We start from the raw sequence: 22,922 nt of genomic DNA on the forward strand, positions 1-22,922 counted from the left end.
CTGGCCGGCCGATTCAGACCTTCGCGGCTGTCGCCGCTGCGGTCATCGGACGGCGCCATCACGCCTTCTCCACGAAGCGGTCGAGCACGCGCTTCGGCCCCGCCTTCTCGAACTCGATATCCAATTTGTCGTCCTCGACCGCGGTGACGCGGCCATAGCCGAATTTCTGGTGGAAGACCCGCTGCCCCACCGCGATGGCGTCCTGCCGCCCCGGGCGCTGCTGCACCTCCCAGGCCCCCGCCTCGATCACCCGCGGCCGGCGCGCCATCAGCCCGCCGGCGCCGGTGAACACCGAAGGCGCGTCGAGCATCCGGTTGCGCGCCATGCCGGCGCTGCCCTCGCGCTCGACATGCTCCAGCGGCAGCTCGTCCAGGAAGCGGGAGGGCACGGTGGCGGACCAATTGCCATAGACCCGGCGATTGGCGGCGGAGGAGATGACGGCCTGCTTGCGCGCCCGGGTGATGCCGACATAGGCGAGGCGCCGCTCCTCCTCCAGCCCCTTCTCCCCGCCCTCCTCCATGGCGCGCGCATGCGGGAACAGCCCTTCCTCCCAGCCGGGCAGGAAGACCATGTCGAATTCCAGCCCCTTCGCCGCGTGCAGCGTCATCAGGGAGAGGCGGTCGCCCGCGGCGTTCTCGTCATTCTCCATCACCAGCGCGACATGCTCGAGGAAGCCGGCGAGGCTCTCGAATTCGGTCAGCGCGCGGAGGAATTCCTTGAGGTTCTCCAGCCGCCCCGGCGCTTCGGGCGATTTGTCTTGCTTCCACATCCCGGTGTAGCCGCTTTCGTCCAGCAGGGTGGCGGCCACCACCACATGGCCCTCCTTCGGCAGGGCGGCGCGCCAGCGGTCGAAGCCCTGCAGCAGCTCCGCCAGCGCGGCGCGGGCCTTGCCCGTCATGCCGCCGCCCTGGACCAGCTTCGCGGCGGCCAAGGTCAGCGGAATGCGCTCGGCCCGCGCGACCTCATGCATCCGTCGCAGCGCGGTGTCGCCGATGCCGCGCTTCGGGAGGTTGACGATGCGCTCGAAGGCCAGGTCGTCCGCTGGCTGGGCGAGGACGCGCAGATAGGCCATGGCGTCGCGGATTTCCGCGCGCTCGTAGAATTTCAGCCCGCCGACGACGCGGTAGGGCACGCCGAGGGTGATCAGCCGCTCCTCGAAGGCGCGGGTCTGGAAGCCGGCGCGGACCAGGATGGCGATCTCGGCGAGCGGGTGGCCGCTGCGCTGCGCCGCCTCGATCCGCTCGCCCACCATGCGGGCCTCCTCCTCGCTGTCCCATAGCGAGACGACGCGCACCTTCTCCCCATCCGCGTCGTTGCGCCCGGCGCGCAGCGTCTTGCCCAGGCGGCCGGTATTGTGCGCGATCAGCCCGCTGGCCGCCGCCAGGATCGGCCGCGTGGAGCGATAGTTGGATTCCAGCCGCACCACCTTGGCGCTCGGAAAATCCTTCTCGAAGCGCAGGATGTTCTCGATCTCGGCGCCGCGCCAGGAATAGATCGACTGGTCGTCATCGCCGACGCAGCAGATGTTCCGGTGCTCCTGCGCCAGCAGCCGCAGCCAGAGATACTGGACCAGATTGGTGTCCTGGTACTCATCCACCAGGATGTAGCGGAAGCGGCGGTGCCATTCCGCCAGCACCTCCGGACGCGTCCTCAGGATCTCCGTCATGTGCAGCAGCAGATCGCCGAAATCGGCGCAGTTCAGGTCGCGCAGCCGCGTCTGGTAGCTGGCGTACAAGGCCCGCGCCTTGCCGCCGGCGTAATCCGTGTCCTCGGCCGGCGTCACCCGGTCCGGCGGCAGGCCGCGATCCTTCCAGCGCTGGATCTGCGCCATCAGCCCCGGCGCCGGCCAGCGCTTCAGGTCGATCCCCGCCGCCTCCATCACCTGCTTCAGCAGGCGCATCTGGTCGTCCGTGTCGAGGATGGTGAAGCTGCTGGTCAGCCCCACCAGCTCCGCATGCCGCCGCAGCATGCGGGTGCAGAGGGCGTGGAAGGTGCCGAGCCACAGCCCCTCCGCCGGGCGGCCGAGGATGGCCGCCACCCGCTCCCGCATCTCCCGCGCCGCCTTGTTGGTGAAGGTGACGGCGAGCACCTGGCCGGGCCAGGCGCGGCCGGTCATCAGCAGATGGGCGAAGCGGGTGGTCAGCACCCGCGTCTTGCCGGTGCCGGCGCCGGCCAGCACCAGCAGCGGGCCGTCCAGCGTCTCTACCGCCTCCCGCTGCTCGGGGTTGAGGCGGGTGAGGTAGTCGGGCGGAGAGCCAGGGGGGGAGGGTAGGGCAGGGGGCGCGGACACAGGCCCGATATAGAACGCGGCGCGAACGCCTCCAACCTGCCTTCCCGCGCCGTCATGGTCCGGCCGCCGCCGGTGGCGTTAAATGCTGCCAATCGCGCCGGAAGATGCGCATCGTGCTGCACCCCCGCCTGGCTCGTTCCGTCCAGGCACGGGGCTGCAAGAAATGCACAAGAATCCATGGAGGAAACACGATGGGCATCCATCGCCGAACCGTCCTGCAGGCCGGCGCCGCCACCGCTGCCGCCGGCCTCTCCCGCCGCCGCGCCCGGGCGCAGGCGGCGAACACCATCAGGATCGCCCTGCTGACCGACATGGCCGGCCAGTACAAGGACAACACCGGCCCGACCCAGCTCGCCTGCGTGCGGCAGGCCGCGGCCGAGTTCGCCAATCGCGGCTTCAACATCGAGGTGCTGGCTGGCGACAACCAGAACAGGCCCGATATCGGCTCGAACCTGGTGCGCGCCTGGATCGACCGCAGCGGGGTGGACGTGATCGTCGATGGCGGCGCCTCCTCCGTGGCGCTGGCGATCAACGACATCATCCGAGACCGCAACAAGGTCTACCTGAACTCCACCTCGGCGACCTCCGACCTGACCGGGAAGGCCTGCTCGCCGAACACGGTGCACTGGACCTATGACACCTGGATGCTGGCCAAGACCGTCGGCACAGCCATGGTGAAGGACGGCGGCGATAGCTGGTATTTCCTGACGGCCGACTACGCCTTCGGCCATGCGCTGGAGCGTGACACGGCGGCCTTCGTCAGGTCGGCCGGCGGCACGATCGTCGGGGGGGTGCGCACGCCCTTCCCGGATTTCCAGGATTTCTCCTCCTTCCTGGTGCAGGCGCGGGCCTCGCGCGCGAAGGTGATCGGCCTGGCCAATTCCGGCACGGACACGATCAACTGCATCAAGCAGGCAGCGGAGTTCGGCCTGACCCAGCGCGGCGTCCGGCTGGCGGCGTTGCTGATGGTCCTTCCCGTGGTGGCCGCACTCGGCTTGCCGACGGCGCAGGGGCTGGTCTGCTCGGAAACCTTCTACTGGGACCTCAACGACCGCACGCGCCGCTTCACGGCGAAGATGCGGCCGCAGGTCAGCGTGCCGCTCTGCATGACCCATGTCGGCGGGTACTCGAGCGTCCTGCACTACCTCAAGGTGATTGCCGATATGGGGGTGGCGCAGGCCAAGGCGAGCGGCGTCGAGGTGGTGAACCGCATGAAGGCGATGCCCTGCGACGATGACTGCTTCGGCCCGGGCAGCATCCGCGCGGATGGTCGGAAGATCCACCCCGCCTATCTCTTCCAGGTGAAGTCGCCGCAGGAGAGCAGCGGCGGCTGGGATTACTACAAGCTGCTGCAGACCACGCCGGCGGAGGAGGCCTTCCGGCCGCTCTCCGAAGGCGGCTGCCCGCTGGTCCGCGGCTAGATGTCTGGTCCCGGCATTTGGGGGAGCGGACAGGTGGGGCCCTGAAGGCGAAGGCCGGGGTCCGCAGGAGGTCGCGGGCCATCAGGGCGTGATCCGCGTGCCCCGCCGGCCGCCGCGGCTGGCGCCGCCATCCGCGGCCCGGATGCCGCCACCGGCCGGCCCTGAAGGCGCCGCCGCCGGGCCGCCCCCTTGCGCCCGCTGCCCGGCCGGTTAGGGTCCTCCCCTGGAATGAGCCACCGAGCTCGGACGGGAGGGAACATGACCGGCTTCCATCGCAGAACCATCCTCGGCGCCGGCGCGGGTACTGCCCTGGCCGGCCTGCCCGGCCGCCGCGCCCGCGCCCAGGCGGCCAACACCATCAAGCTCGGCCTGCTGACCGACATGTCCGGCCCCTATCGCGACATCAACGGGCCGGGTGCGCTGGCCTGCGCCAAGCTCGCCGTGCAGGAATTCAACGCCAACGGCTTCAACGTTGAGGTCATCGCCGCCGACCACCAGAACAAGCCGGATGTCGCGATGAACATCGCCCGCCAGTGGTTCGACCGGGACGGCGTGGACATGGTGTTCAACATCGCCGCCTCCTCCGTCGCCCTGGCCCTGGCGGAGCTGGTGAAGGAGAAGAACAAGATCGCGATCGCGACCTCCACCGCGACCTCCGACCTCACCGGCCGCGCCTGCACGCCGAACACCATCCACTGGGTGTTCGACACCTACATGTGCGCGAAATCCACCGGCAGTGCCACGGTGAAGGCGGGCGGCGACACCTGGTTCTTCATCACCGCGGACTACACCTTCGGCCATTCGCTGGAACGCGACACGGCGCGCTTCGTGCAGGAGGCCGGCGGCAAGGTGCTCGGCGCCGCCCGCACCCCCTTCCCCGCCACCTCGGACTTCTCTTCCTTCCTGCTGCAGGCGCAATCCTCCCGCGCCAAGGTCATCGGCCTGGCGAATGCCGGGACGGACACCATAAGCTGCATCAAGCAGGCGGCGGAATTCGGCCTGACGCGCCGCGGCATCAAGCTGGCGGCGCTGCTGATGTACATCTCGGACGTGCATTCGCTGGGGCTGCAGACGGCGCATGGGCTGGTCTGCACGGAATGCTTCTACTGGGACCTGAACGATCGCACCCGCGCCTTCGACCGGCGGGCCCGCCCGATGATGGGAAATGTGCCGGCCGGCATGGCGCAGGCGGGCGACTACTCCCTGGTGCTGCACTACCTGAAGACCGTGGCGCAGATGGGCGTGCCGGCAGCGAAGGCCAGCGGCGCCGAGACGGTGGCGCGGATGAAGGCGATGCCGACCGACGACGACGCCTTCGGTGCCGGGCTGATCCGCCAGGACGGGCGGAAGATCCACCCCGCCTACCTGTTCGAGGTGAAGAAGCCGGAGGAGAGCCGCGGGGCCTTCGACTACTACAAGCTGCTGGGGACGACCTCGGCCGAGGAGGCCTTCCGGCCGCTCTCGGAAGGCGGCTGCCCGCTGGTGAAGAGCTGAGAGGGGGGGTGGCCCCGCCCGTCCGGGGCGGGGCCGCCAACCCCATTGCGGGCGCGCCGCGGGCCGGCACCCGGGGCCCGGGTTCGGCGAGGCGCGCGGCCGTGCCGCGAAGGCGGCGCCGGCTAGAGCGTGATCGGTCGAGGTCGAATCGACCGAAACCGTGAATCACGCGACCGAACAATGAGCTAGAGCGGGGCGGGTGAGCGCAGCTCAACCGAGCCCGCTCTAGGGATCCGTCAGCGCCCCGGTGGGCCGGCGTTCAGCCGGGCGCGGCGGTCGACGGGCGGCTCATTGGCAGGTGCCGATGGAGCCGGGGGCGCAGATGCTGGTGCCGTCCGTCCAGCGGGCGCCGCCGAGCTGGGCGCGCAGCAGATCCGCGCCTTCCAGCCGCGCCGCGGTCAGATCGGCATGGCGCAGATCGGCGCCGAAGAATTTGGCGAGGCGCAGATCGGCGCCGCGCAGCTTCGCCCCTTCCAGCTTCGCCCGGGTGAAATCCGCCCGCACCAGCTCCGCCTCCGTCAGATCAGCGCCGCGGAGGGAGGCATGGCCGAAGCGGACATTGCTCGCCGTCACCCGCGCCAGGGCGGCGCGGTCCAGCTTCGCCCGGGCAAGCGAGGTTTCCCGCAGATCCGCCCCGGTCAGGTCGGCGCCGGCCAGATCGCGGCTGTCCAGCAGGCAGCGCTGCCAATCCACCCCCGGCCCGGGCGGGGCGGAACAATCGGCCGCCCAGGCCGCGCCTTGCGGCAACAGGGTGGCGCCAAGGGCGAGGAGCAGCTTCAGGGCCGGGAGTGACATGCGCACGGGCGCGGGTATAGAACGCGGCGCGAACGTATCCAACCCGGCCTGCTGCTGTTCTTCGCGCTCGGCCGGGTGCCGATGTTCCTCAGCCCCTTCCTGCTGCGGCCGATCTGCCGCCGGGTGCTGCGCGGGCGGGGCGCCGCCTGAGCGGGTGCGGCGCCGAACCCGGCCGCGCCGGCCCCGTTATGCCTCCCTGAGCACAGTGTGAGGGAGGGAGGTTTCCGATGAGCATTTTCGGCTCCATCATGTCCAAGATCTTCGGCCATGGCGCGGCGAGCGCAGCCCCCGCGCCGGCGGATGCGGCGCAGGCCAGCCCGGCCCCGGCCTCCTCCGCCGCGCCGGCGCCCAGCCAGCCGGCGGGGGGCGCGACGCCGCAGATGCCGCCGCAGCAGCAGGTCGATGTCGCCGCCATCCTGACGGAGCGCGCCGCCAAGGCGCCGCAGAAGCTGGACTGGAAGCACTCCATCGTCGATCTGATGAAGCTGCTCGACCTCGACAGCAGCCTGAAGGCACGGCAGGAGCTGGCGAAGGAGCTGAATTACAGCGGCGACATGAATGACAGCGCGGCGATGAACATCTGGCTGCACCGCCAGGTGATGGACAAGCTGGCGGCGAATGGCGGCAAGGTGCCGGAGGAATTGCGGAACTGATGGCCACCCCCCCCCCGGCCGCCGGGGACAGAGTCGGCCGGTTGAACCGGCAAACTCACACCGGGGTCCGGGGAGGCGTATCCTCCCCGGCGGGAGCGCAGAGGGCAGCGCCCTCTGCCAGGGGTTGGCGGCACTGCCGCCCACGGGCGGAGCCCCCGCTCAGACCAGCCCCAGCCCCTTCCAGGCGCCGAGCATCGCCCGCATCACCCCGGCGACCACCTTCTCCGCCTCCGCCGCCGCCACCGGCAGCCCCGCGGCGATCAGCGCACGGGCCACGGCGGCAGGTTCCGGCGCCGCCTTCCCGGCCTGCGCCAGGATCAGCGCAATCGCCCCCTCCTCCGCGCTCATGATCAGCGGCCCGCCCAGCCGCGGCACGGTGAGGCCGATGGCATAGCCCCCCTCCTGCAGCTCCCCGCCCCAGCGCTCCATCGCCAGCATGTTGAATTTCCGCGCCCGGGCCTGGGCGGTGCCGGAGGCGTTCTCCCGCCACACCGGCACCGCGGCATGGCCGCTGACCAGGAAGGTCGCCAGCTCCGCGGCTGCCAGCCCGCTGCCCTCGGCCAGCGGCATCAGCTCGTCGAGCCGCTGCGGCTTTTCCGCCAGCGCCGCCAGCACCTTCTCCGCCACCTCCGGCGGCAGCCTTGCCTTGCTGATGCCGGTGTCGATCTGCACCACGCCCTGGGGCAGCCTGCGGGCGAGCGCCAGGCGGATGCTGCCCAGCGCCTCCGGCGCCGCCGGCCGGTAGCCGCGGATGAAGACATCCTCGCGCAGCGGCTGGCGGGCGCCGAACAGATCCTGCACCAGCCCGGGATCGACCCCGGGCGGCAGCGCCGCCACCGCCTGGCGCTGCTCCGGCGTCATCCACAGCTCCGGGAAATTCCGCCAGAGCTTCACCTGGCCGACATAGTCCAGCTTGGCCCGCGCCATCTCGGCCGCGACGTCCAGCGGAAAGGCCGGGCGCCAGGGCTCCGGCATGAATTCATGCGCCAGGTAGCGCGCCCAGCCGAAGCTCGCCGCGCTGTCGCGGGCCGCCGCATCCTGCAGCACCATGCTGTGGCGCAGCGCCGTGGCGCCGGCGGCGAGGAGCGAGCGGGCGGCGGCGAAGGCGGTGGCGGCGCGGGCCTCGGAGGGGCCGGCGCCGTGCCGCGCCACCTCCTTCAGCAGCCGGGCGAGTGCCATGTCCCCCGCCCAGCCGGGCAGGGCGTTGTAGCCCAGCATCACCAGCCCGCCCGGCTTCACCCGGCTGCGTAGCACGGTGAGGATGCCCTCCCGCACCGCATCATCCACCCAGGTCCACATGCCGTGCAGGGTGATGACGTCGGCTTCCGGCAGCGCCGCCGCGGCGGCGGCCTCGTCCAGCCCGATGAGGTCGAGTTCCAGGAAGCGGGCATTCGTCAGGCCGGCCTCGGCGGCGATCTCCCGCGCCTCCGCGACATGGGCGGGGTTGTAGTCCAGCCCCACCACGTTCCAGCCGGGGTTGGCGGCGGCCAGGGCCAGCAGCGTGCCGCCCCGGCCGCAGCCCAGGTCGATGACCGTCAGCGCCTCCCGGTCCGGGGCCCAGTGCGCCCCGGCGATCGCCGCCGTCAGGGCCAGGTGCGCCGGCGACTGGCTGGCGGTGAAATTCGGGATGTAGGGCGCTTGCGTAGTGTACCCGCCAGGCCAGCCTGCCGCCATGGAAGCCCTTCTCTTTCCCCGGCCGCGGATTACTCCTCGATTACTCATAGCCTGTCCAGACGATCCGTAGGGGGCCGGAACGGGATGCCGCGGCGGGGTGGCGGGGCGCCGGCCGAGACGGCTTTTCCCAAAAGCCCCCGGTCCGGCTAAACCGCCGCCATGGCCCTTGCCCCTGACGCCTCCGCCCAGGCGCTGCTGCGCCGCCTTGCCCGGAGCTACCTGGCGCCGCATCGCGGCGGCATCCTGCTGGCGCTGCTCTTCACCCTGGCGCTGTCGGGGCTGACGGCGCTCTACCCCATCGTCATCCAGCAGGGTTTTGATCGATTCTCGGCCGGGGAAAGCGGCCTCGCCTGGATGATCCCGGTCGCCATCATCCTCGTCACCGGGCTGAAGGCCGTCGCCCAGTACGGCCAGGCGGTTTCGGTGCAGGCGGTGGTGCTGCGGGTGATCGAGGCGTTGCAGACCGACCTGTTCCGCGCCCTGACCCGGGCCGACCTGGCCGAGGTGGCGCGCGAGGCCCCGGCACGGCATGCCAGCCGCTTCACCGTGGATGCCGCGGCGATCCGCGAGGCGCTGACCAAATCCATCAATGGCGGGGCGGATGTGCTGACGGTGGTCGGCCTTGTCGGCTCCATGGTGTGGCTGGACTGGCAGATGTCCCTCATCGCCGCCGCCATGTACCCGATCGCGGTGCTGCCCATCCTCAGGCTCGGCAAGCGCATCCGCCGCGCCTCGGGCGGGATGCAGGACCGGATGGGGGAGAATGCGGCGCGGCTGACGGAAAGCTTCGGCGCCGCCCGGGTGGTGCGCGCCTTCCGGCTGGAGGCGGCGGAGGAGGCGCGGGCGGAGCGCGGCTTCGCCCAATTGCGCGCCGCCTTGCTCTCCATCGCCCGGACGCGGGCCAGCCTGGACCCAATGCTGGAGGCGCTGGGCGGCGTCGCCGTCGCCGCCGTGCTCGCCTTCGTCGGCTGGCGGGTCGCCCAGGGGCAGGGGACGATCGGGGAGTTCACCGGCTTCGTCGCCGCGCTGCTCATCGCCTCCCGCCCCGTGCGGGCGCTGGGCTCGCTGAACGCCGCCTTGCAGGAGGGGCTGGCGGGGCTTTCCCGCGTCTTCGCGGTGATGGACACGCCGCGCCGCATCGCCGATGCGCCGGGCGCCGTGACGCTGCCGCCGGGGCAGGGGCGGGTGGAGTTCCGCGAGGTGGGCTTCCACTATGAAGGCACCGCGGATGCGGCGCTGGAGGGGCTTTCCTTCGCCGCGGCGCCGGGCGAGACGGTGGCGCTGGTCGGCCCTTCCGGCGCCGGCAAATCCACCGCCCTGGCGCTGGTGCCGCGGCTCTATGACGCGACCGCCGGCGCGGTGCTGATGGACGGCGCCGATGTCCGCGCCGTGACCCTGGCCAGCCTGCGCGACGCCATCGCCTATGTCGGGCAGGAGGCGGTGATCTTCGACGACACCGCCTTCGCCAACATCGCCTGCGGCCGGCCGGGCGCGACGCCGGCGGAGGTGGAGGCGGCCGCCCGCGCCGCCGCGGCGCATGAGTTCATCGCCGCCCTGCCCCAGGGCTATGCGACGCCGCTCGGCCCCGGCGGCGGGCGGCTCTCCGGCGGGCAGAAGCAGCGCCTGGCCCTGGCCCGCGCCCTGCTGCGGGACCCGCGCGTGCTGCTGCTGGACGAGGCGACCAGCGCGTTGGACGCCGAGAACGAGGCGCTGGTGCAGCAGGCCCTGGCCCGGCTGCGCCAGGGCCGCACCACGCTGGTCATCGCCCACCGGCTGGCGACGGTCAGGGAGGCCGACCGCATCGTGGTGATGGAGCGCGGAAGGGCGGTGGAGCAGGGCACCCATGCCGAGCTGATGGCACGGGACGGGCTCTATGCCCGCCTGGTCCGCACCCAGGCCTTCGGCGCCGAGCCGGCGGCGGCGGCGTGAGCGCGCCTTCTGCCGCTCCCGCCGCCGGGGCCGCGCCGTTGCGGCATCGCTGGCTGGAGCTTTCCCTGCTCAGCCTGGCGCGCACCGGCATGGGGGTGCAGTTCCAGTCGGTGGGGGCGCTGGGGCCGCTGCTGCTGGGCGTGCTGGCGGCGGATTACGCGGAGCTGGGCAGCCTGATCGGCGCCTATTCCCTGGTCGGCGTGCTGGTGGCGCTGCCGGCGGGGTGGCTCATCGCCCGCGTCGGGGACCGGCGCGCGCTGCTCGGCGCCCTGGCGCTGATGGCGGCGGGCGGGCTGGCGCTGGCCCTGGCGCCGGGCTTCGGCGTGGCGATGGCCGGGCGGCTGGTGGCCGGCGGGGGGGCGAGCGTGCTCGCCATCATCTGCGCCAAGCGGGTGCTGGACCGGTTCCAGGGCAGGGAGGTGGCGCCGGCCATGGGCGTGATGCTCGCCGCCTGGCCGGCGGGGATCGGGCTGGCGCTGCTGCTGCTGCCGCTGTTCGGCGAGGCCTGGCGGCTGGGGCTGCTGGCGGCGGCGCTGCTGCCGGCCCTGGCCCTGCCGGCGCTGTGGTGGGCGGTGCCGGGGGCGCCGCGCGCCGCCGAAGCGGCAGGGCAGGGGGCGCCGCGGATGGCGCCACTGCAGCGCGGGGAATGGCCGGGGCTGCTGGCGGTGGGCGTCGCCTGGGCCAGCTACAATGCCTGCTTCGCCGTGGCGCTGGGCTTCGGGCCGGCGCTGCTGGTGGCGCGCGGCGCGGCGCCGGCGGAGGCGGGGGCGGTCGCCTCCCTCATCGGCTTCGCCATCCTGCCGCTGCTGCCGCTGGGCGGGGCGCTGGGGGAGAGGTTCGGGCGGCCGCTGCTGGTCTGCGCGGCCTGCATCCTGGCCTGCATCGCGGCGCTGCTGGCCTGGGTGGCGGGGGCGCCGGCGCTGCTGTGCCTCGCGGCCTATGGGCTGATCTCGGCACCGCCGGCGGCGCTGATCATGGCGCAGCTCGGCCGGGTGCTGCCGCCGTCCAGCCGGCCCTTCGGGGTGGGGGTGTACTACACGCTGTTCTATGCGGGCATGGCGCTGATGCCGCCGCTGGCGGGGTGGCTGCGCGACGCGACGGGCGCGCCGGAGGCGCCGATCCTGGCGGCGGCGGGGTTCATGGCGGTTGCGTTGCTGGCGCTGGTGCCGCTGGGGCGGAGATAGTGTCGGGGGAGGGCTTTGCCCTCCCCCGAACCCCACCCACCAAAGGCCGAAGGGCCTTTGGAAACCATGAATTTCAGACCCGACGGTCCCACGGCAAAACTCGAGGGGTCCAGGGCCTTCGGCCCTCGACACCCGTTTTGACGCAAATCAGCGACACCAGCCCCGCGCCGGCCATCCTTGGCCCCACCCAAGGAGTAACGCCGCCGTGATGAAAGCCGCCGTCGCCCGCGCCTTCGGCCAGCCTCTCGCCATCGAGCAATTGCCCATCCCCGAGCCCGGCCCGGACCAGATCCTGGTGCGCCTGGCCGCCACCGGCGTCTGCCACACCGATCTCCACGCGGTGAAGGGCGACTGGCCGGTGAAGCCCGCCCTGCCCTTCATCCCCGGCCATGAGGGCGTCGGCACCGTCGCCGCCACCGGCAGCCGGGTGACGCGGGTGAAGGAGGGGGACCGCGTCGGCATCCCCTGGCTGCACACCGCCTGCGGCTGGTGCCCGCATTGCCGCACGGGGTGGGAGACGCTCTGCGGCGCGCAGCAGAACACCGGCTATTCGGTGAATGGCAGCTTCGCCGAATACGCCCTGGCCGACCCCGCCTATGTCGGCCGCCTGCCGGCGAGGCTGGAATGGGGCCCCGCCGCCCCCGTCCTCTGCGCCGGCGTCACCGTCTACAAGGGGCTGAAGGAGACGGAGGTGAAGCCCGGCGAGTGGGTTGCCATCTCCGGCATCGGCGGCCTCGGCCACATGGCGGTGCAGTATGCCAAGGCCATGGGCATGCATGTCGCCGCCATCGACGTGCACCCGGAGAAGCTGCTGCTCGCCAGCAGCCTCGGCGCCGAGATCACGGTGGATGCGCGGGACGCGGACCCGGCGGCGGAGCTGCAGCGGCGGATCGGCGGCGCCCACGGCGCGCTGGTGACGGCCGTTTCCCCCGCCGCCTTCGAGCAGGCCTTCGGCGTGCTGCGGCCGCACGGCACCATGGCGCTGGTCGGGCTCCCGCCGGGCCGCTTCGCCCTGCCGATCTTCGACACGGTGCTGAAGCGCATCACCGTCCGCGGCTCCATCGTCGGCACCAGGCAGGATCTGGAGGAGGCGCTGGATTTCGCCGGGGAAGGGGTGGTGATGCCGCATTTCGCCTGGGACCGGCTGGAGAACGTCAACGCGGTCTTCGCCGAGATGGAGGCGGGGCGGATCGACGGCCGCGTGGTGCTGAAGCTGGATTGAGGCCCGCTGCCGCCCCCGCCGTGCGGCCGCCGGCGGCGCCGGCCCGTGCATGGGGTGGCGGCCCGCTGCCGCCGGCGCCATCTCCGCCGGGCGGCGGCCCCAGGACGGCGCTGCCCGGCCGGGAGAGCAGGAGCATGGCGTGGGCGTGGCTGGCGGTGGCCGGCGGGCTGGAAATCCTCTGGGCGGTGTTGCTGAAATACACCGAGGGCTTCACCCGGCTCTGGCCCAGCCTGGCGACGCTCTCGGCCATGGGGGTGAGCTTCTACTGCATGTCCCGTGCCCTGCAATTGCTGCCGATGGGCACGGTCTATGCCGTGTGGGTGGGGATCGGCGCTTTCGGGACGGCGGTGTGGGGCATGGCGGTGGAGGGGGAGCCGGCGAGCGCGCTGCGCATCCTCTGCCTGGTACTGATCCTGGCCGGCGTCGCCGGGCTGAAGGCCGCCGGCTGAGCCGCGCCACGGCGCCGCAAGGCCCCATGCGGAACCGGACTGCCTGTTGCCTCGGCGCAGCCTTGCCGCGACGGGGGATGTGAGGCCTTGGTCGCCCGGCTGAGCCGCGCCCCGCCGCCGCACGGCTCCCATGCGGAACCCGGACCGCCCGCTGCCCCGGCGCGGCTTTGCCGCGCCGGGCTGTGCGACGCCTCCGGCAACCGGCCAATCGGAACCCCAGGAAGCCGCGCAGCGGCTTCCTGGGATTCTAGTGCAACGCCTTCCAGATCGCGATCAGCGCGGAGGTGGCGAGGACGAGCTTGTACAGCGCCTCCACCCACGGCAGCAGCCGGGCGGAAAGCGGCCGAGGCTCCGGCTTGGGGTCTTGCGCCGTGGTCATGCCAGGAATATACCCCGCGCAGGCCAGGCTATAAAGGAAAATATTCTTACATAACGCCCCGGCCCCGGAAGGAACCATCCCCCCCGCAATTGACGCTTTGCCGTGGGGGGCCATAGAAACCCACAGCACGGCGCGCCCGTCCTGTCCCGGCGCGCCCCATGGCCGGAGTGCAAGATTCCATGTCCATCATGCAGGATTCGCGCGAGGCGACCATGATCGGTCGCCGCACGGATGGCACGCCCATCCGCCGGCCCCTCTCGCCGCATCTGCAGGTGTACGACATGATGCAGATGACCAGCGCCCTTTCCATCAGCGGGCGCATCACCGGCGTCGTCTGGTCGATCGGCCTGCTGATCCTGGTCTGGTGGCTGGTGGCCGCCGCCGCCGGCCCCTCCGCCTTCGCCACGGTGCAGTGGTTCCTCTCCTCCTGGATCGGCATGCTCGGCCTGTTCGGCCTCTCCGCCGCCGCCTGGTTCCATACCCTGAACGGCATCCGCCATTTGGCCTGGGATGCCGGCCATGGCTACGACATCCCGACCACCTATCGCAGCGGCCGGGCGGTGCTGATCGGCACCGGGGTCGCGACCCTGCTCACCTGGCTCATCGCCATCATCGCCTGGGGCTGAGGGGAAGAGAGACATGGCCACCAACACCACCCTCCGCTCCCCGCTCGGCCGCGTCCGCGGCCTCGGCTCCGCCAAGGGGGGGACGCATCATTGGTGGATGCAGCGCGTTACCTCCATGGCGCTGCTGCCGCTGATGCTGTGGTTCACCCTCTCCGCCGCCCTGCTGGCCGGGGAGGGCTATGGCAGCGCCATCGCCTGGATCGGCCAGCCGGTGAATGCCGTGCTGCTGCTGGCGACCATCGGCATCGCTTTCCACCACACCGCGGCAGGGTTGCAGGTGGTGGTGGAGGATTATGTGAATTCGGAATGGGCCAAGCTGGGTGCCATCCTGACGATCCGCGCCATCTGCTGGTTGCTGGCGCTGGCCGCCGCGCTGGCGGTGCTGCGGATCGCGATCTGAGCGCCGCGACGGGATAGGAAGACCGGACCATGAACGCGATCTCTCAGCCTTCCCGCGGTGCCTACCGCATCGTGGACCATACCTACGACGTGGTGGTGGTCGGCGCCGGCGGCGCCGGGCTGCGCGCCACCTTCGGCATGGGCGCGGCGGGGCTGAAAACCGCCTGCATCACCAAGGTCTTCCCGACGCGGTCGCACACCGTGGCCGCCCAGGGCGGCGTCGGCGCCGCGCTCGGCAATATGGGCGAGGATGACTGGCGCTGGCACATGTACGACACCGTGAAGGGGTCGGACTGGCTCGGCGACCAGGACGCCATCGAATACATGTGCCGCGAGGCCATCCCGGCGATCATCGAGCTGGAGCATTACGGCGTGCCGTTCTCCCGCACCGAGGACGGCAAGATCTACCAGCGCCCCTTCGGCGGCCACATGAAGGAATACGGCAAGGAGCCGGCGATGCGGGCCTGCGCCGCGGCGGACCGCACCGGCCATGCCATCCTGCACACGCTCTACCAGCAGTCGCTGAAGCATAATTGCGAATTCTTCGTCGAGTATTTCGCCCTCGACCTCATCATGGAGGAAGGCGCCTGCCGCGGCGTCATCGCCTGGAACCTGGAGGATGGCTCCATCCACCGCTTCCGGGCGCAGCAGACGGTGCTGGCGACGGGCGGCTATGGCCGCGCCTATTTCTCCTGCACCTCCGCCCATACCTGCACCGGCGATGGCGGCGGCATGGTGCTGCGCGCCGGCCTGCCGCTGCAGGACAATGAGTTCGTCCAGTTCCACCCGACCGGCATCTACGGCTCCGGCTGCCTGGTGACGGAAGGGGCGCGCGGCGAGGGCGGCTACCTGACCAATTCCGAGGGCGAGCGCTTCATGGAGCGCTACGCGCCGACGGCGAAGGATCTGGCCTCGCGCGACGTCGTCTCCCGCGCCATGTCGATGGAAATCCGGGAAGGCCGCGGCGTCGGTCCGCTGAAGGACCACATCCACCTGCACCTGGAGCACCTGGGCGCCGAGATCCTGCATGAGCGGCTGCCGGGCATCTCCGAGACGGCGAAGATCTTCGCCGGCGTGGATGTGACGAAGGAGCCGATCCCGATGCTCCCGACCGTCCACTACAACATGGGCGGCATCCCGACGAACATCCATTGCGAGGTGCTGAACCCGACGGCGCAGGACCAGGATCGCGTGGTGCCCGGCCTGATGGCGGTGGGCGAGGCGGCCTGCGTCTCCGTCCACGGCGCCAACCGGCTCGGCACCAATTCGCTGCTGGACCTCGTCGTGTTCGGCCGCGCCGCGGCGCATCGCGCGGCGGAGATCGTGAAGCCCGGCGCCAGCCAGGCGCCGCTGCCGGCCGGCGCGGGGGAGAAGGCACTCGACCGCCTCGACCGCGTGCGCAACGCCAAGGGCGGCACCTCGGTCGCCGACCTCCGCATCAACATGCAGCGCACCATGCAGACCCATGCCGCGGTCTTCCGCACCTCCGAGCTGCTGAAGGAGGGGGTGGAGAAGATGCACAAGGTGCAGGCCGGCTACAGCGACATCCGCATCGCCGACCGCAGCCTGATCTGGAACAGCGACCTGATGGAGGCGCTGGAGCTGGACAACCTCCTCGGCAACGCCATGACGACCATCGTCGGCGCCGAGGCCCGCAAGGAAAGCCGCGGCGCCCATGCGCAGGAGGATTATCCGGAGCGCGACGACGCGAACTGGATGAAGCACACCCTGGCCTGGGTCGACGAGAAAGGCACGGTGAAGCTCGACTACCGCGACGTGAAGATGCGCACCCTGACCAATGAGGTGCAGGTCTTCCCGCCCAAGGCCCGCGTCTACTAGCGCATCGATCCCGGGGCAGGGCGGCGCCGCGCGCGTCGCCCCGCCGTCGCCGCCCCCCGATCTTCGAAGGAAAGCTTTCGCCTGATGGCCACGTTCACCCTGCCGAAGAATTCCACCATCACCACCGGCCAGACCTACAAGGCGGAGCCGGGGGCGAAGAACGTCAAATCCTTCAAGATCTATCGCTGGGATCCGGATAGCGGCGCCAACCCCCGCACCGATACCTATGAGATCGACCTCGACAAATGCGGGCCGATGGTCCTCGACGCCCTCATCAAGATCAAGAACGAGGTCGACACCACCCTGACCTTCCGCCGGAGCTGCCGCGAGGGCATCTGCGGCTCCTGCGCCATGAATATCGACGGGCTGAACACCCTTGCCTGCCTGAAGCCCATCGAGGACGTGACCGGCGACGTGAAGATCAGCCCGCTGCCGCATATGCCGGTGGTGAAGGATCTGGTGCCGGATCTCTCGCAGCTCTACGCCCAGCTCCGCAGCGTGGAGCCCTGGCTGAAGAGCGACACCCCGCCGCCGCCGGATGGCGAGCGGCTGCAGAGCAAGGAGGAGCGGGCGCAGCTCGACGGCCTCTGGGAATGCATCCTCTGCTTCTGCTGCTCCACCGCCTGCCCGTCCTATTGGTGGAATGGCGACCGCTATCTGGGCCCGGCGGTGCTGCTGCAGGCCTATCGCTGGATCGCGGACAGCCGCGACGAGGCGACGGGCGAGCGGCTGGACAATCTGGAAGACCCGTTCCGGCTGTACCGCTGCCACACCATCATGAACTGCGCCCGGACCTGCCCGAAGGGGCTGAACCCGGCGGCCGCCATCGGCAAGATCAAGCAGATGATGGTGGAGCGGCAGGGCTGACCCCCGATCCCCACGAAACCGCTCGGCGGTTCCGTGGGGCGCCGAACTCTCCCTCGACGCCTGCCGCGGCAAAGCCGTGGCAGGACAACGGGCGGCACCCGCAGGGGCGTTCCGCCCTCGCCCTGTTCTCGGAGCCTGCCGCCAGGAGGGCCTGTGGCGCGTCCCGGCGGCTCCCCCCTGGCCAGAACGGAAAGCCCCGCCGACCCGCTGCCGGACGCTCCTGCGGCAGGCTCTCAGCCGAGAATCCGCACCAGGGCCGCGATGATCGCCGCCCAGAACCCCAGCGCCAGGCCGGCAATCACCAGCCCGGCGACCGGCCAGGGCAGCCGGTCCGGCCAGCCGCCCAGGCCCAGCGCTGCGGCCTCTCCCCCCGGCTTCGCCAGGGCGCTGCTGCGGGATTGGGAAGGACGGAACATGGGACGGCTCCTCATCGGGCGCGGCCTTGGCGGGCGCGCCGGGGGACCGCTCCGGAGCCAGGCACCCTTGCGGCGCCGCCTGGACCCGGTTTACCCCCCGGCAATGAAGAAGGGCTTAATCACGGCTTCGTTGCATGACGGCAGCGTGAGGCCGGGCCGCCCCATGCCATATGGTGCGCTCCCGGCCCGAACGCGCTAACACCCCGAAGCGATTTCGGGCGGAGGATCTTCCCTTCATGTGCGGCATCGTTGGCCTGTTCCACCCGCATGACCCGGGCTTGCCGCCCCGCGCCCTGGTGCAGCGCATGGCCGATGCCGTCCGCCACCGCGGGCCGGATGGCGAGGGCTTCCATCTGGAGCCGCACCTGGCCTTCGGCCATCGCCGCCTGGCCATCGTGGACCTCGCCGGCGGCCATCAGCCGATGACCTCCGAGGATGGCGAGGTCACGCTTTGTTTCAACGGCGAGATCTACAACCACCTCGCCCTGCGGCCGGAGCTGGAAGCCGCCGGCCACCGCTTCCGCACCCGCTCGGATACCGAGGCCATCCTGCTCGGCTGGCGGCAATGGGGGCCGGGGGTGCTGGACCGCATCTCCGGCATGTTCGCCTTCGCCCTCTGGGATCGCGGACGGGGGGAGCTGCTGCTGGCCCGCGACCGGCTGGGGGAGAAGCCGCTGCTCTATGCCTGGCTGCCGGACGGGACGCTGGCCTTCGGCTCGGAGATCGCCGCCCTGCTGGCCCACCCCGCCCTGCCGCGGCGGCTGGATCCGGTGGCGGTCGAGGATTACCTCGCCTTCGGCTATGTCCCGGACCCGGATTGCATCTGGCAGGGCATCCGCAAGCTGCCCGCCGGCCATGCCCTGCTGCTGCGGCGGGGGGAGGCGGCGCGGCCCGCCCCGCGCCGCTACTGGCAGGCGCCGCGCCAGGCCGCCCCGGCGCCGGCCGATGCCCCGGCCGAACTCGCCCGGCGGCTGGAGGAGGCGGTGCGGGCCCAGCTCATGGCCGATGTGCCGCTCGGCGCCTTCCTCTCCGGCGGGGTCGATTCCAGCGCCATCGTCGCTTATGCGGCGCGGGCGAAGGCCGGGCCGCTCGCCACCTTCACCATCGGCTTCCCCGGCGGCGCGGATGAGCGGCCGCAGGCGGCCGAGACCGCCGCCCGCTTCGGCACCGCCCACCATGCCGAGGCCGGCACCACGGACTACCTCGCCACCGCCTGGGAGCAGTCGCGGCTGTTCGGCGAGCCCTTCGGCGACCATTCCGCCGTGCCCACGCTGGCGGTCTGCACCCTCGCCCGCCAGCATGTGACGGTCGCGCTCTCCGGCGATGGCGGCGACGAGGTCTTCGCCGGCTATCGCCGCTACCGCTTCCACCACATGGCGGAGGCGGTGCGCCGGCTGCTGCCCGCCGGCCCCCGCCGCCGGCTCTTCGGTACCCTGGCCCGCATCTACCCGAAGCTGGACCGCGCCCCGCGCTGGCTGCGCGCCAGGACCACCTTCACCGAACTCAGCCTGGACGCCGCCCTCGGCTATTACCGCACGGTCTGCAAGGTGGCGGAGGAGCGGCGCCGCGGCCTCTTCTCCCCTGCCCAGCGCGTGGCGGTGGACGGCCACGACCCCGCTGCCCGCATCGCCGCGCTGATGGCGGAATGCGACCCGGATGACGGGCTGCTGCAGGCGCAATACGCCGATCTCCACAGCTACCTGCCGGGCGACATCCTGGTGAAGACGGACCGCATGGCGATGGCCGTCTCGCTGGAGGTGCGGCCGCCTCTGCTCGACCCCTCGCTGGTCGCCTGGGGTCTCGCTTTGCCGGCCGGGCTGAAGCTGCGGGGCCAAATGGGCAAGCATGTGCTGCGCCAGGCCCTGGCGCCGGTGCTGCCGGAGGAACTGCTGTTCGGCCCGAAGCGTGGCTTCGCCGCCGCCATCGGCGGCGAATTCCGCCGCCGCGGGACGGAGGTGAAGGCGAGGCTGCTCAGCGCCCCGATGCTGGACAGCGGGCTGTTCGACCCGGCCGCCCTGGCCCTGCTGGCGGAGGAGCATGCCTCCGGCCGCTTCGACCATACCCAGCCGCTGTGGCAATTGCTGGTCGTGGAGGGTTTCCTCGCCGGCGCCGCCGAGGCGCCGCCGGGTGCCGGCCGGCCGCCCGCCCTGGTCGGGGCCTGAGATGCCGCGCCCCGCCCCCTCGCCCACCCCTTGGCGCCGCGGGCGCTGAGCCCTTGGCCAGCATCCTCGCCCGCACGGCGCTCGGCGCCGGCTGGATCTTCGCCTGGCGGCTGGCCAGCCGGCTGCTCGGCCTCCTCAGCACGCTGGTGCTGGCGCGGCTGCTGGTGCCGGCGGATTTCGGCCTGGTGGCGCTGGCCTATGCCTGCGGCGCCACGCTGGATGCCTGCCTGAATGCCGGGCTGGACCAGCAGATCATCCGGGCGCCGGCGCCCTCCCGCCCGCTCTATGACACGGTCTTCACCCTGAACCTGCTGCGCGGCCTCGCCATCGGCGCCGTGCTGGCCGCCGGCGCCGGGCCGCTGGCCGGCTTCTTCGGCGATGCCCGGCTGCAGCCGGTGCTCTGGGCGCTGGCGCTGCTGCCGGTGCTCGGCGGCTTCGCCAATCCCGGGGCGGTGGAATTCCAGCGCGACCTGGATTTCCGCGCCGATTTCCTGATGATGATCCTGCCGCGGCTGCTGGGGGTGGCGACGGCCATCGGCATCGGCCTGGCCTTCCGCACCCATTGGGCGCTGGTCGGCAGCCTGCTGGTCGGCCGGCTGGCGATGGTGGCGATGACCTATGTCATGCACCCCTATCGCCCGCGCCTCGGCCTTGCCGCCTGGCGGGGGCTGGTCGGGGTTTCGGCCTGGACCTGGGCGGTCATCGTCACGCTGATGGTGCGGGACCGGGCGGATGGCTTCTTCATCGGCCGCATGTTGGGGCCGGCGGCGGTGGGCGCCTACAATATCGGGGCGGAGATCGCGACCCTGCCGGCCTCGGAACTCGTCGCCCCCATCGCCCGGGCCAGCATGCCGAGCTTCGCCGTGGCGGGGCGGGAGGGCGGGGCGGCGGCGATGGCCGAATCCTACCAGCGCATCATGGCCCTGGCGGCGCTGCTGGTGCTGCCGGCCGGCTGCGGCATCGCCTTCGTCGGCGCGCCGGTGCTGTACCTGGCGGCGGGGCCGGCCTGGCAGGCGGCGGTGCCGGTCACCGCCATGTTCGGCCTCATCGGCATCGCGCATCTCTTCGGCAATATCGGCCACGCTTTGCTGTCCTCCCAGTCCCGCATGCGGCAGGTCTGCGCCATCTTCGCCGCCGGCACGCTGCTGCGGCTGGCGCTGATGGCGGCGCTGATCCCCGCCTTCGGCCTGGCCGGCGCGGCGGTGGCGGCCTGCCTCGGCTTCCTGGCGGAAGCGGTGCTGATGCTGCGGGCCTCGGCGGCGATGCTGGGGCTTTCCCGCGCCGCCATCCTGCGCGGCTTCTGGCGGCCGGCGCTGGCGGCGGGGCTGATGGCGCTGGCGCTTTGGGGGGCGGGCTTCGGCCAGCTTGCCATGCCCGGCAGCGTGGCGGCGGCGCTGGCCTGGCTGGTGGAGGGTGTCGGGCTTGGCGTCGCGGTGTTCGGCGGGGTGACGGCGCTGCTGTGGTTCGGCCTGGGAAGGCCGGACGGGGCGGAGACGGATCTGCTGCGGCTGCTCGGCCGGGCGGCGGCGGGGCTGCGGGGGCGGCTGCGGCGCGGACGGCCGGCGGCGGCGTAGGAAGATCGGGGGCTTTGCCCCCCGAAGGACCCGACGGTTGAACCTGCCCACCCAGGGCTCCGACGGAACGCGGATCGCCCCCGCAGGCCGAACCGTCGGGCCTGAAACTCACACCGGGGTCCGGGGACCGGTCCGGTCCCCGGCGGGAGTGCAGAGCGCAGCGCCCTCTGCCGCGGGGTTGGCGGCAGTGCCGCCAACGGGCGGAGCCCCCAATCCCTCACCCCCCACGCCGCACCAGCAGCCTCGCCTCCGCCTCCTCCGGCGCCATGTCCAGCGCCGCCTCCGCCGCCTCGCGCCCGAAGCCGGCCCGGGCCAGGGCGGCCAGCGCCTTCAGCCGCGGCTCTGCCTCCCCCCGCGCGAAGGGCCCGATCCGCCGCCTGCGGCATTGCGCCAGCGCCGCGTCCAGCTCCGCCGCCGCATCCGGCAGGGCGGCTGCCGCCACCGCCTGCGCCACGCCCTTGCCGGCCAGGTGCGCGGCGATGGCGCGGCGTGACCGGCCGCTGCGGGCCAGCCGGCGCGCCCGCGCCTCGGCGAAGGCCGCATCGTCCACCGCCCCGGCGCTGGCCAGGCGCCGCGCCACCGCCCCGGCCAGGGCACGCGAAGCCGCTGCCGCCGGGGCGATGGCCTCCGGGTCCTGCCCCTCCGCCGCCGCCCGCTGCGCCCAGCGATCCACCCGGCGCTGCAGCACCCGGCGCAGCCCGGCCTCCGTCGCCGCGAAGCGCGCGAGATGGGCCAGCGCCGCCTCCCGCAGCGCTGCCTCGTCCGGGGCCGGGCCGGCCGGCTTCGGTGCTCTCTCCCGCATCGCCCCATCCTGCCATGGCGGGGGCTGGTCGGGCAGCCGCGGAACGGGCACAAGCGAAGCCCCGACGGAGGAGACGCACCGCATGGCACGCTACCCGACCAATGGCCTCACCCTGGCCCAGGCCAATGCCATCATCGCCGGCGCCCTGGCCAAGGGCCGCGAATTGGGGCTGCTGCCGCTGACCGTGGTGGTGCTGGATGCCGGCGGGCAGATGAAGGCGATGCAGCGCGAGGATGGCAGCTCCCTGCTGCGGCTGGAGATTGCCCAGGGCAAGGCCTTCGGCTGCCTCTCCCTCGGCGTGGGCGGGCGGGAGCTGGCGCGGCGGGCGACGGCCATGCAGGGCTTCACCAACGCGCTGTCCGACCTGACGGCGGCCAAGGGCTATGGCGCCGTGCCGGTGCAGGGCGGGGTGCTGGTGACGGATGCGGCGGGGGTGATCCTCGGCGCCGTCGGCATCAGCGGCGATGTCTCCGCCCAGGATGAGGTGGCGGCGCTGGCCGGCATCGCCGCCGCCGGGCTGCTGGCGGATACCGGCGAACCGGCCTGATCTCGCTTCCGCCCCCGCCCGCCCGGGGAAGGGTTGGGGTGGGGGTGGTCCGCCCGCGGGGCGGCCGCCGCCGGAAACCCCTCCGAGGCCCCCGCCGTTCCGCCGATTGACGCAAGCCAAGGCGGCGTGGACAAACTGCCGCCACACAACACCGTCCCTGGCGCGGCCCCGAAGCCGATGCCGGGGCACCGGAGCGCGAT

20 protein-coding genes are annotated in these 22,922 nt (G+C 72.2%); 14 read left to right on the top strand and 6 right to left on the bottom strand.

From position 1 onward, the window contains the following. Window positions 1–58: 58 nt before the first annotated feature. Window positions 59–2,290, bottom strand: a complete 2,232-nt coding sequence (locus tag E5N76_RS23560; RefSeq protein ID WP_149539772.1) for an ATP-dependent helicase — start codon at window positions 2,288–2,290, stop codon at window positions 59–61. A gap of 191 nt (window positions 2,291–2,481) precedes the next feature. Between E5N76_RS23560 and E5N76_RS23565 the strand changes: the two genes are divergently transcribed. Both E5N76_RS23565 and E5N76_RS23570 read left to right on the top strand, forming a co-directional pair. Beyond that, on the top strand, window positions 2,482–3,711 hold the full coding sequence (locus E5N76_RS23565) for an ABC transporter substrate-binding protein (protein WP_149539773.1): 1,230 nt from the start codon (window positions 2,482–2,484) through the stop codon (window positions 3,709–3,711). Between the two features lie 258 nt (window positions 3,712–3,969). Beyond that, the gene (locus E5N76_RS23570) at window positions 3,970–5,205 is read left to right on the top strand and encodes an ABC transporter substrate-binding protein (protein ID WP_149539774.1); all 1,236 of its coding nucleotides are present in this window, start codon (window positions 3,970–3,972) and stop codon (window positions 5,203–5,205) included. Window positions 5,206–5,493: 288 nt separating this feature from the next. Here the strand turns inward: E5N76_RS23570 and E5N76_RS23575 are convergent, their stop codons facing one another. After that, a complete protein-coding gene (locus tag E5N76_RS23575; RefSeq protein WP_149539775.1) occupies window positions 5,494–6,000 on the bottom strand; it encodes a pentapeptide repeat-containing protein in 507 nt (168 codons plus the stop codon). A 227-nt stretch (window positions 6,001–6,227) separates the two neighbouring features. Here E5N76_RS23575 and E5N76_RS23580 point away from each other — a divergent pair, with 227 nt between their 5' ends. Next, window positions 6,228–6,653 carry a DUF3597 domain-containing protein gene (locus tag E5N76_RS23580; RefSeq protein ID WP_149539776.1) on the top strand — a complete coding sequence of 142 codons (426 nt, stop codon included), beginning with the start codon at window positions 6,228–6,230 and terminating at the stop codon, window positions 6,651–6,653. A gap of 159 nt (window positions 6,654–6,812) precedes the next feature. Here E5N76_RS23580 and E5N76_RS23585 read toward each other — a convergent pair whose 3' ends face one another. Continuing rightward, entirely contained in the window at window positions 6,813–8,327 is a 1,515-nt protein-coding gene (locus E5N76_RS23585; RefSeq protein WP_187830348.1) for a methyltransferase regulatory domain-containing protein, read from the bottom strand. Window positions 8,328–8,486: 159 nt separating this feature from the next. Here E5N76_RS23585 and E5N76_RS23590 point away from each other — a divergent pair, with 159 nt between their 5' ends. The 4 genes from E5N76_RS23590 (at window position 8,487) to E5N76_RS23605 (ending at window position 13,111) form a co-directional block, all read left to right on the top strand. Further along, window positions 8,487–10,256, top strand: coding sequence for an ABC transporter ATP-binding protein (locus E5N76_RS23590; protein ID WP_149539778.1), 1,770 nt, complete (start codon window positions 8,487–8,489; stop codon window positions 10,254–10,256). Next, entirely contained in the window at window positions 10,253–11,440 is a 1,188-nt protein-coding gene (locus E5N76_RS23595) for an MFS transporter (RefSeq protein WP_149539779.1), read from the top strand. Before E5N76_RS23590 ends, E5N76_RS23595 begins: the two co-directional genes overlap by 4 nt. 208 nt (window positions 11,441–11,648) lie before the next feature. Beyond that, window positions 11,649–12,662, top strand: a complete 1,014-nt coding sequence (locus E5N76_RS23600; protein ID WP_149539780.1) for a zinc-dependent alcohol dehydrogenase — start codon at window positions 11,649–11,651, stop codon at window positions 12,660–12,662. Between the two features lie 134 nt (window positions 12,663–12,796). Further along, entirely contained in the window at window positions 12,797–13,111 is a 315-nt protein-coding gene (locus tag E5N76_RS23605) for a DMT family transporter (protein ID WP_149539781.1), read from the top strand. A gap of 247 nt (window positions 13,112–13,358) precedes the next feature. Here the strand turns inward: E5N76_RS23605 and E5N76_RS31135 are convergent, their stop codons facing one another. Continuing rightward, entirely contained in the window at window positions 13,359–13,490 is a 132-nt protein-coding gene (locus E5N76_RS31135) for a hypothetical protein (protein ID WP_268921325.1), read from the bottom strand. Window positions 13,491–13,669: 179 nt separating this feature from the next. On the opposite strand from E5N76_RS31135, the gene sdhC reads away from it, so the two are divergent. The 4 genes from sdhC (at window position 13,670) to E5N76_RS23625 (ending at window position 17,221) form a co-directional block, all read left to right on the top strand. Next, window positions 13,670–14,116, top strand: a complete 447-nt coding sequence (gene sdhC / locus E5N76_RS23610; protein WP_149539782.1) for a succinate dehydrogenase, cytochrome b556 subunit — start codon at window positions 13,670–13,672, stop codon at window positions 14,114–14,116. A gap of 13 nt (window positions 14,117–14,129) precedes the next feature. Beyond that, window positions 14,130–14,516, top strand: coding sequence for a succinate dehydrogenase, hydrophobic membrane anchor protein (gene sdhD / locus E5N76_RS23615; protein ID WP_149539783.1), 387 nt, complete (start codon window positions 14,130–14,132; stop codon window positions 14,514–14,516). A 29-nt stretch (window positions 14,517–14,545) separates the two neighbouring features. Continuing rightward, on the top strand, window positions 14,546–16,354 hold the full coding sequence (gene sdhA, locus E5N76_RS23620) for a succinate dehydrogenase flavoprotein subunit (RefSeq protein ID WP_149539784.1): 1,809 nt from the start codon (window positions 14,546–14,548) through the stop codon (window positions 16,352–16,354). An 84-nt stretch (window positions 16,355–16,438) separates the two neighbouring features. Then, window positions 16,439–17,221, top strand: a complete 783-nt coding sequence (locus E5N76_RS23625; protein WP_149539785.1) for a succinate dehydrogenase iron-sulfur subunit — start codon at window positions 16,439–16,441, stop codon at window positions 17,219–17,221. Between the two features lie 233 nt (window positions 17,222–17,454). Here the strand turns inward: E5N76_RS23625 and E5N76_RS23630 are convergent, their stop codons facing one another. Then, the gene (locus E5N76_RS23630) at window positions 17,455–17,637 is read right to left on the bottom strand and encodes a hypothetical protein (protein ID WP_149539786.1); all 183 of its coding nucleotides are present in this window, start codon (window positions 17,635–17,637) and stop codon (window positions 17,455–17,457) included. Window positions 17,638–17,873: 236 nt separating this feature from the next. Here E5N76_RS23630 and asnB point away from each other — a divergent pair, with 236 nt between their 5' ends. After that, window positions 17,874–19,799: an asparagine synthase (glutamine-hydrolyzing) gene (gene asnB / locus E5N76_RS23635; protein ID WP_149539787.1), complete on the top strand. Its 1,926-nt coding sequence runs from the start codon at window positions 17,874–17,876 to the stop codon at window positions 19,797–19,799. Between the two features lie 53 nt (window positions 19,800–19,852). Then, entirely contained in the window at window positions 19,853–21,373 is a 1,521-nt protein-coding gene (locus E5N76_RS23640; RefSeq protein WP_187830349.1) for an oligosaccharide flippase family protein, read from the top strand. A gap of 217 nt (window positions 21,374–21,590) precedes the next feature. Here E5N76_RS23640 and E5N76_RS23645 read toward each other — a convergent pair whose 3' ends face one another. Then, entirely contained in the window at window positions 21,591–22,175 is a 585-nt protein-coding gene (locus E5N76_RS23645) for a RecX family transcriptional regulator (protein WP_149539789.1), read from the bottom strand. Between the two features lie 82 nt (window positions 22,176–22,257). On the opposite strand from E5N76_RS23645, the gene E5N76_RS23650 reads away from it, so the two are divergent. Continuing rightward, window positions 22,258–22,722: a GlcG/HbpS family heme-binding protein gene (locus E5N76_RS23650; protein ID WP_149539790.1), complete on the top strand. Its 465-nt coding sequence runs from the start codon at window positions 22,258–22,260 to the stop codon at window positions 22,720–22,722. The last annotated feature ends 200 nt before the right edge of the window (window positions 22,723–22,922 follow it).

Source organism: Siccirubricoccus phaeus, assembly GCF_008360935.1.
GTDB classification, from domain to species: Bacteria; Pseudomonadota; Alphaproteobacteria; order Acetobacterales; family Acetobacteraceae; genus Siccirubricoccus; species Siccirubricoccus phaeus.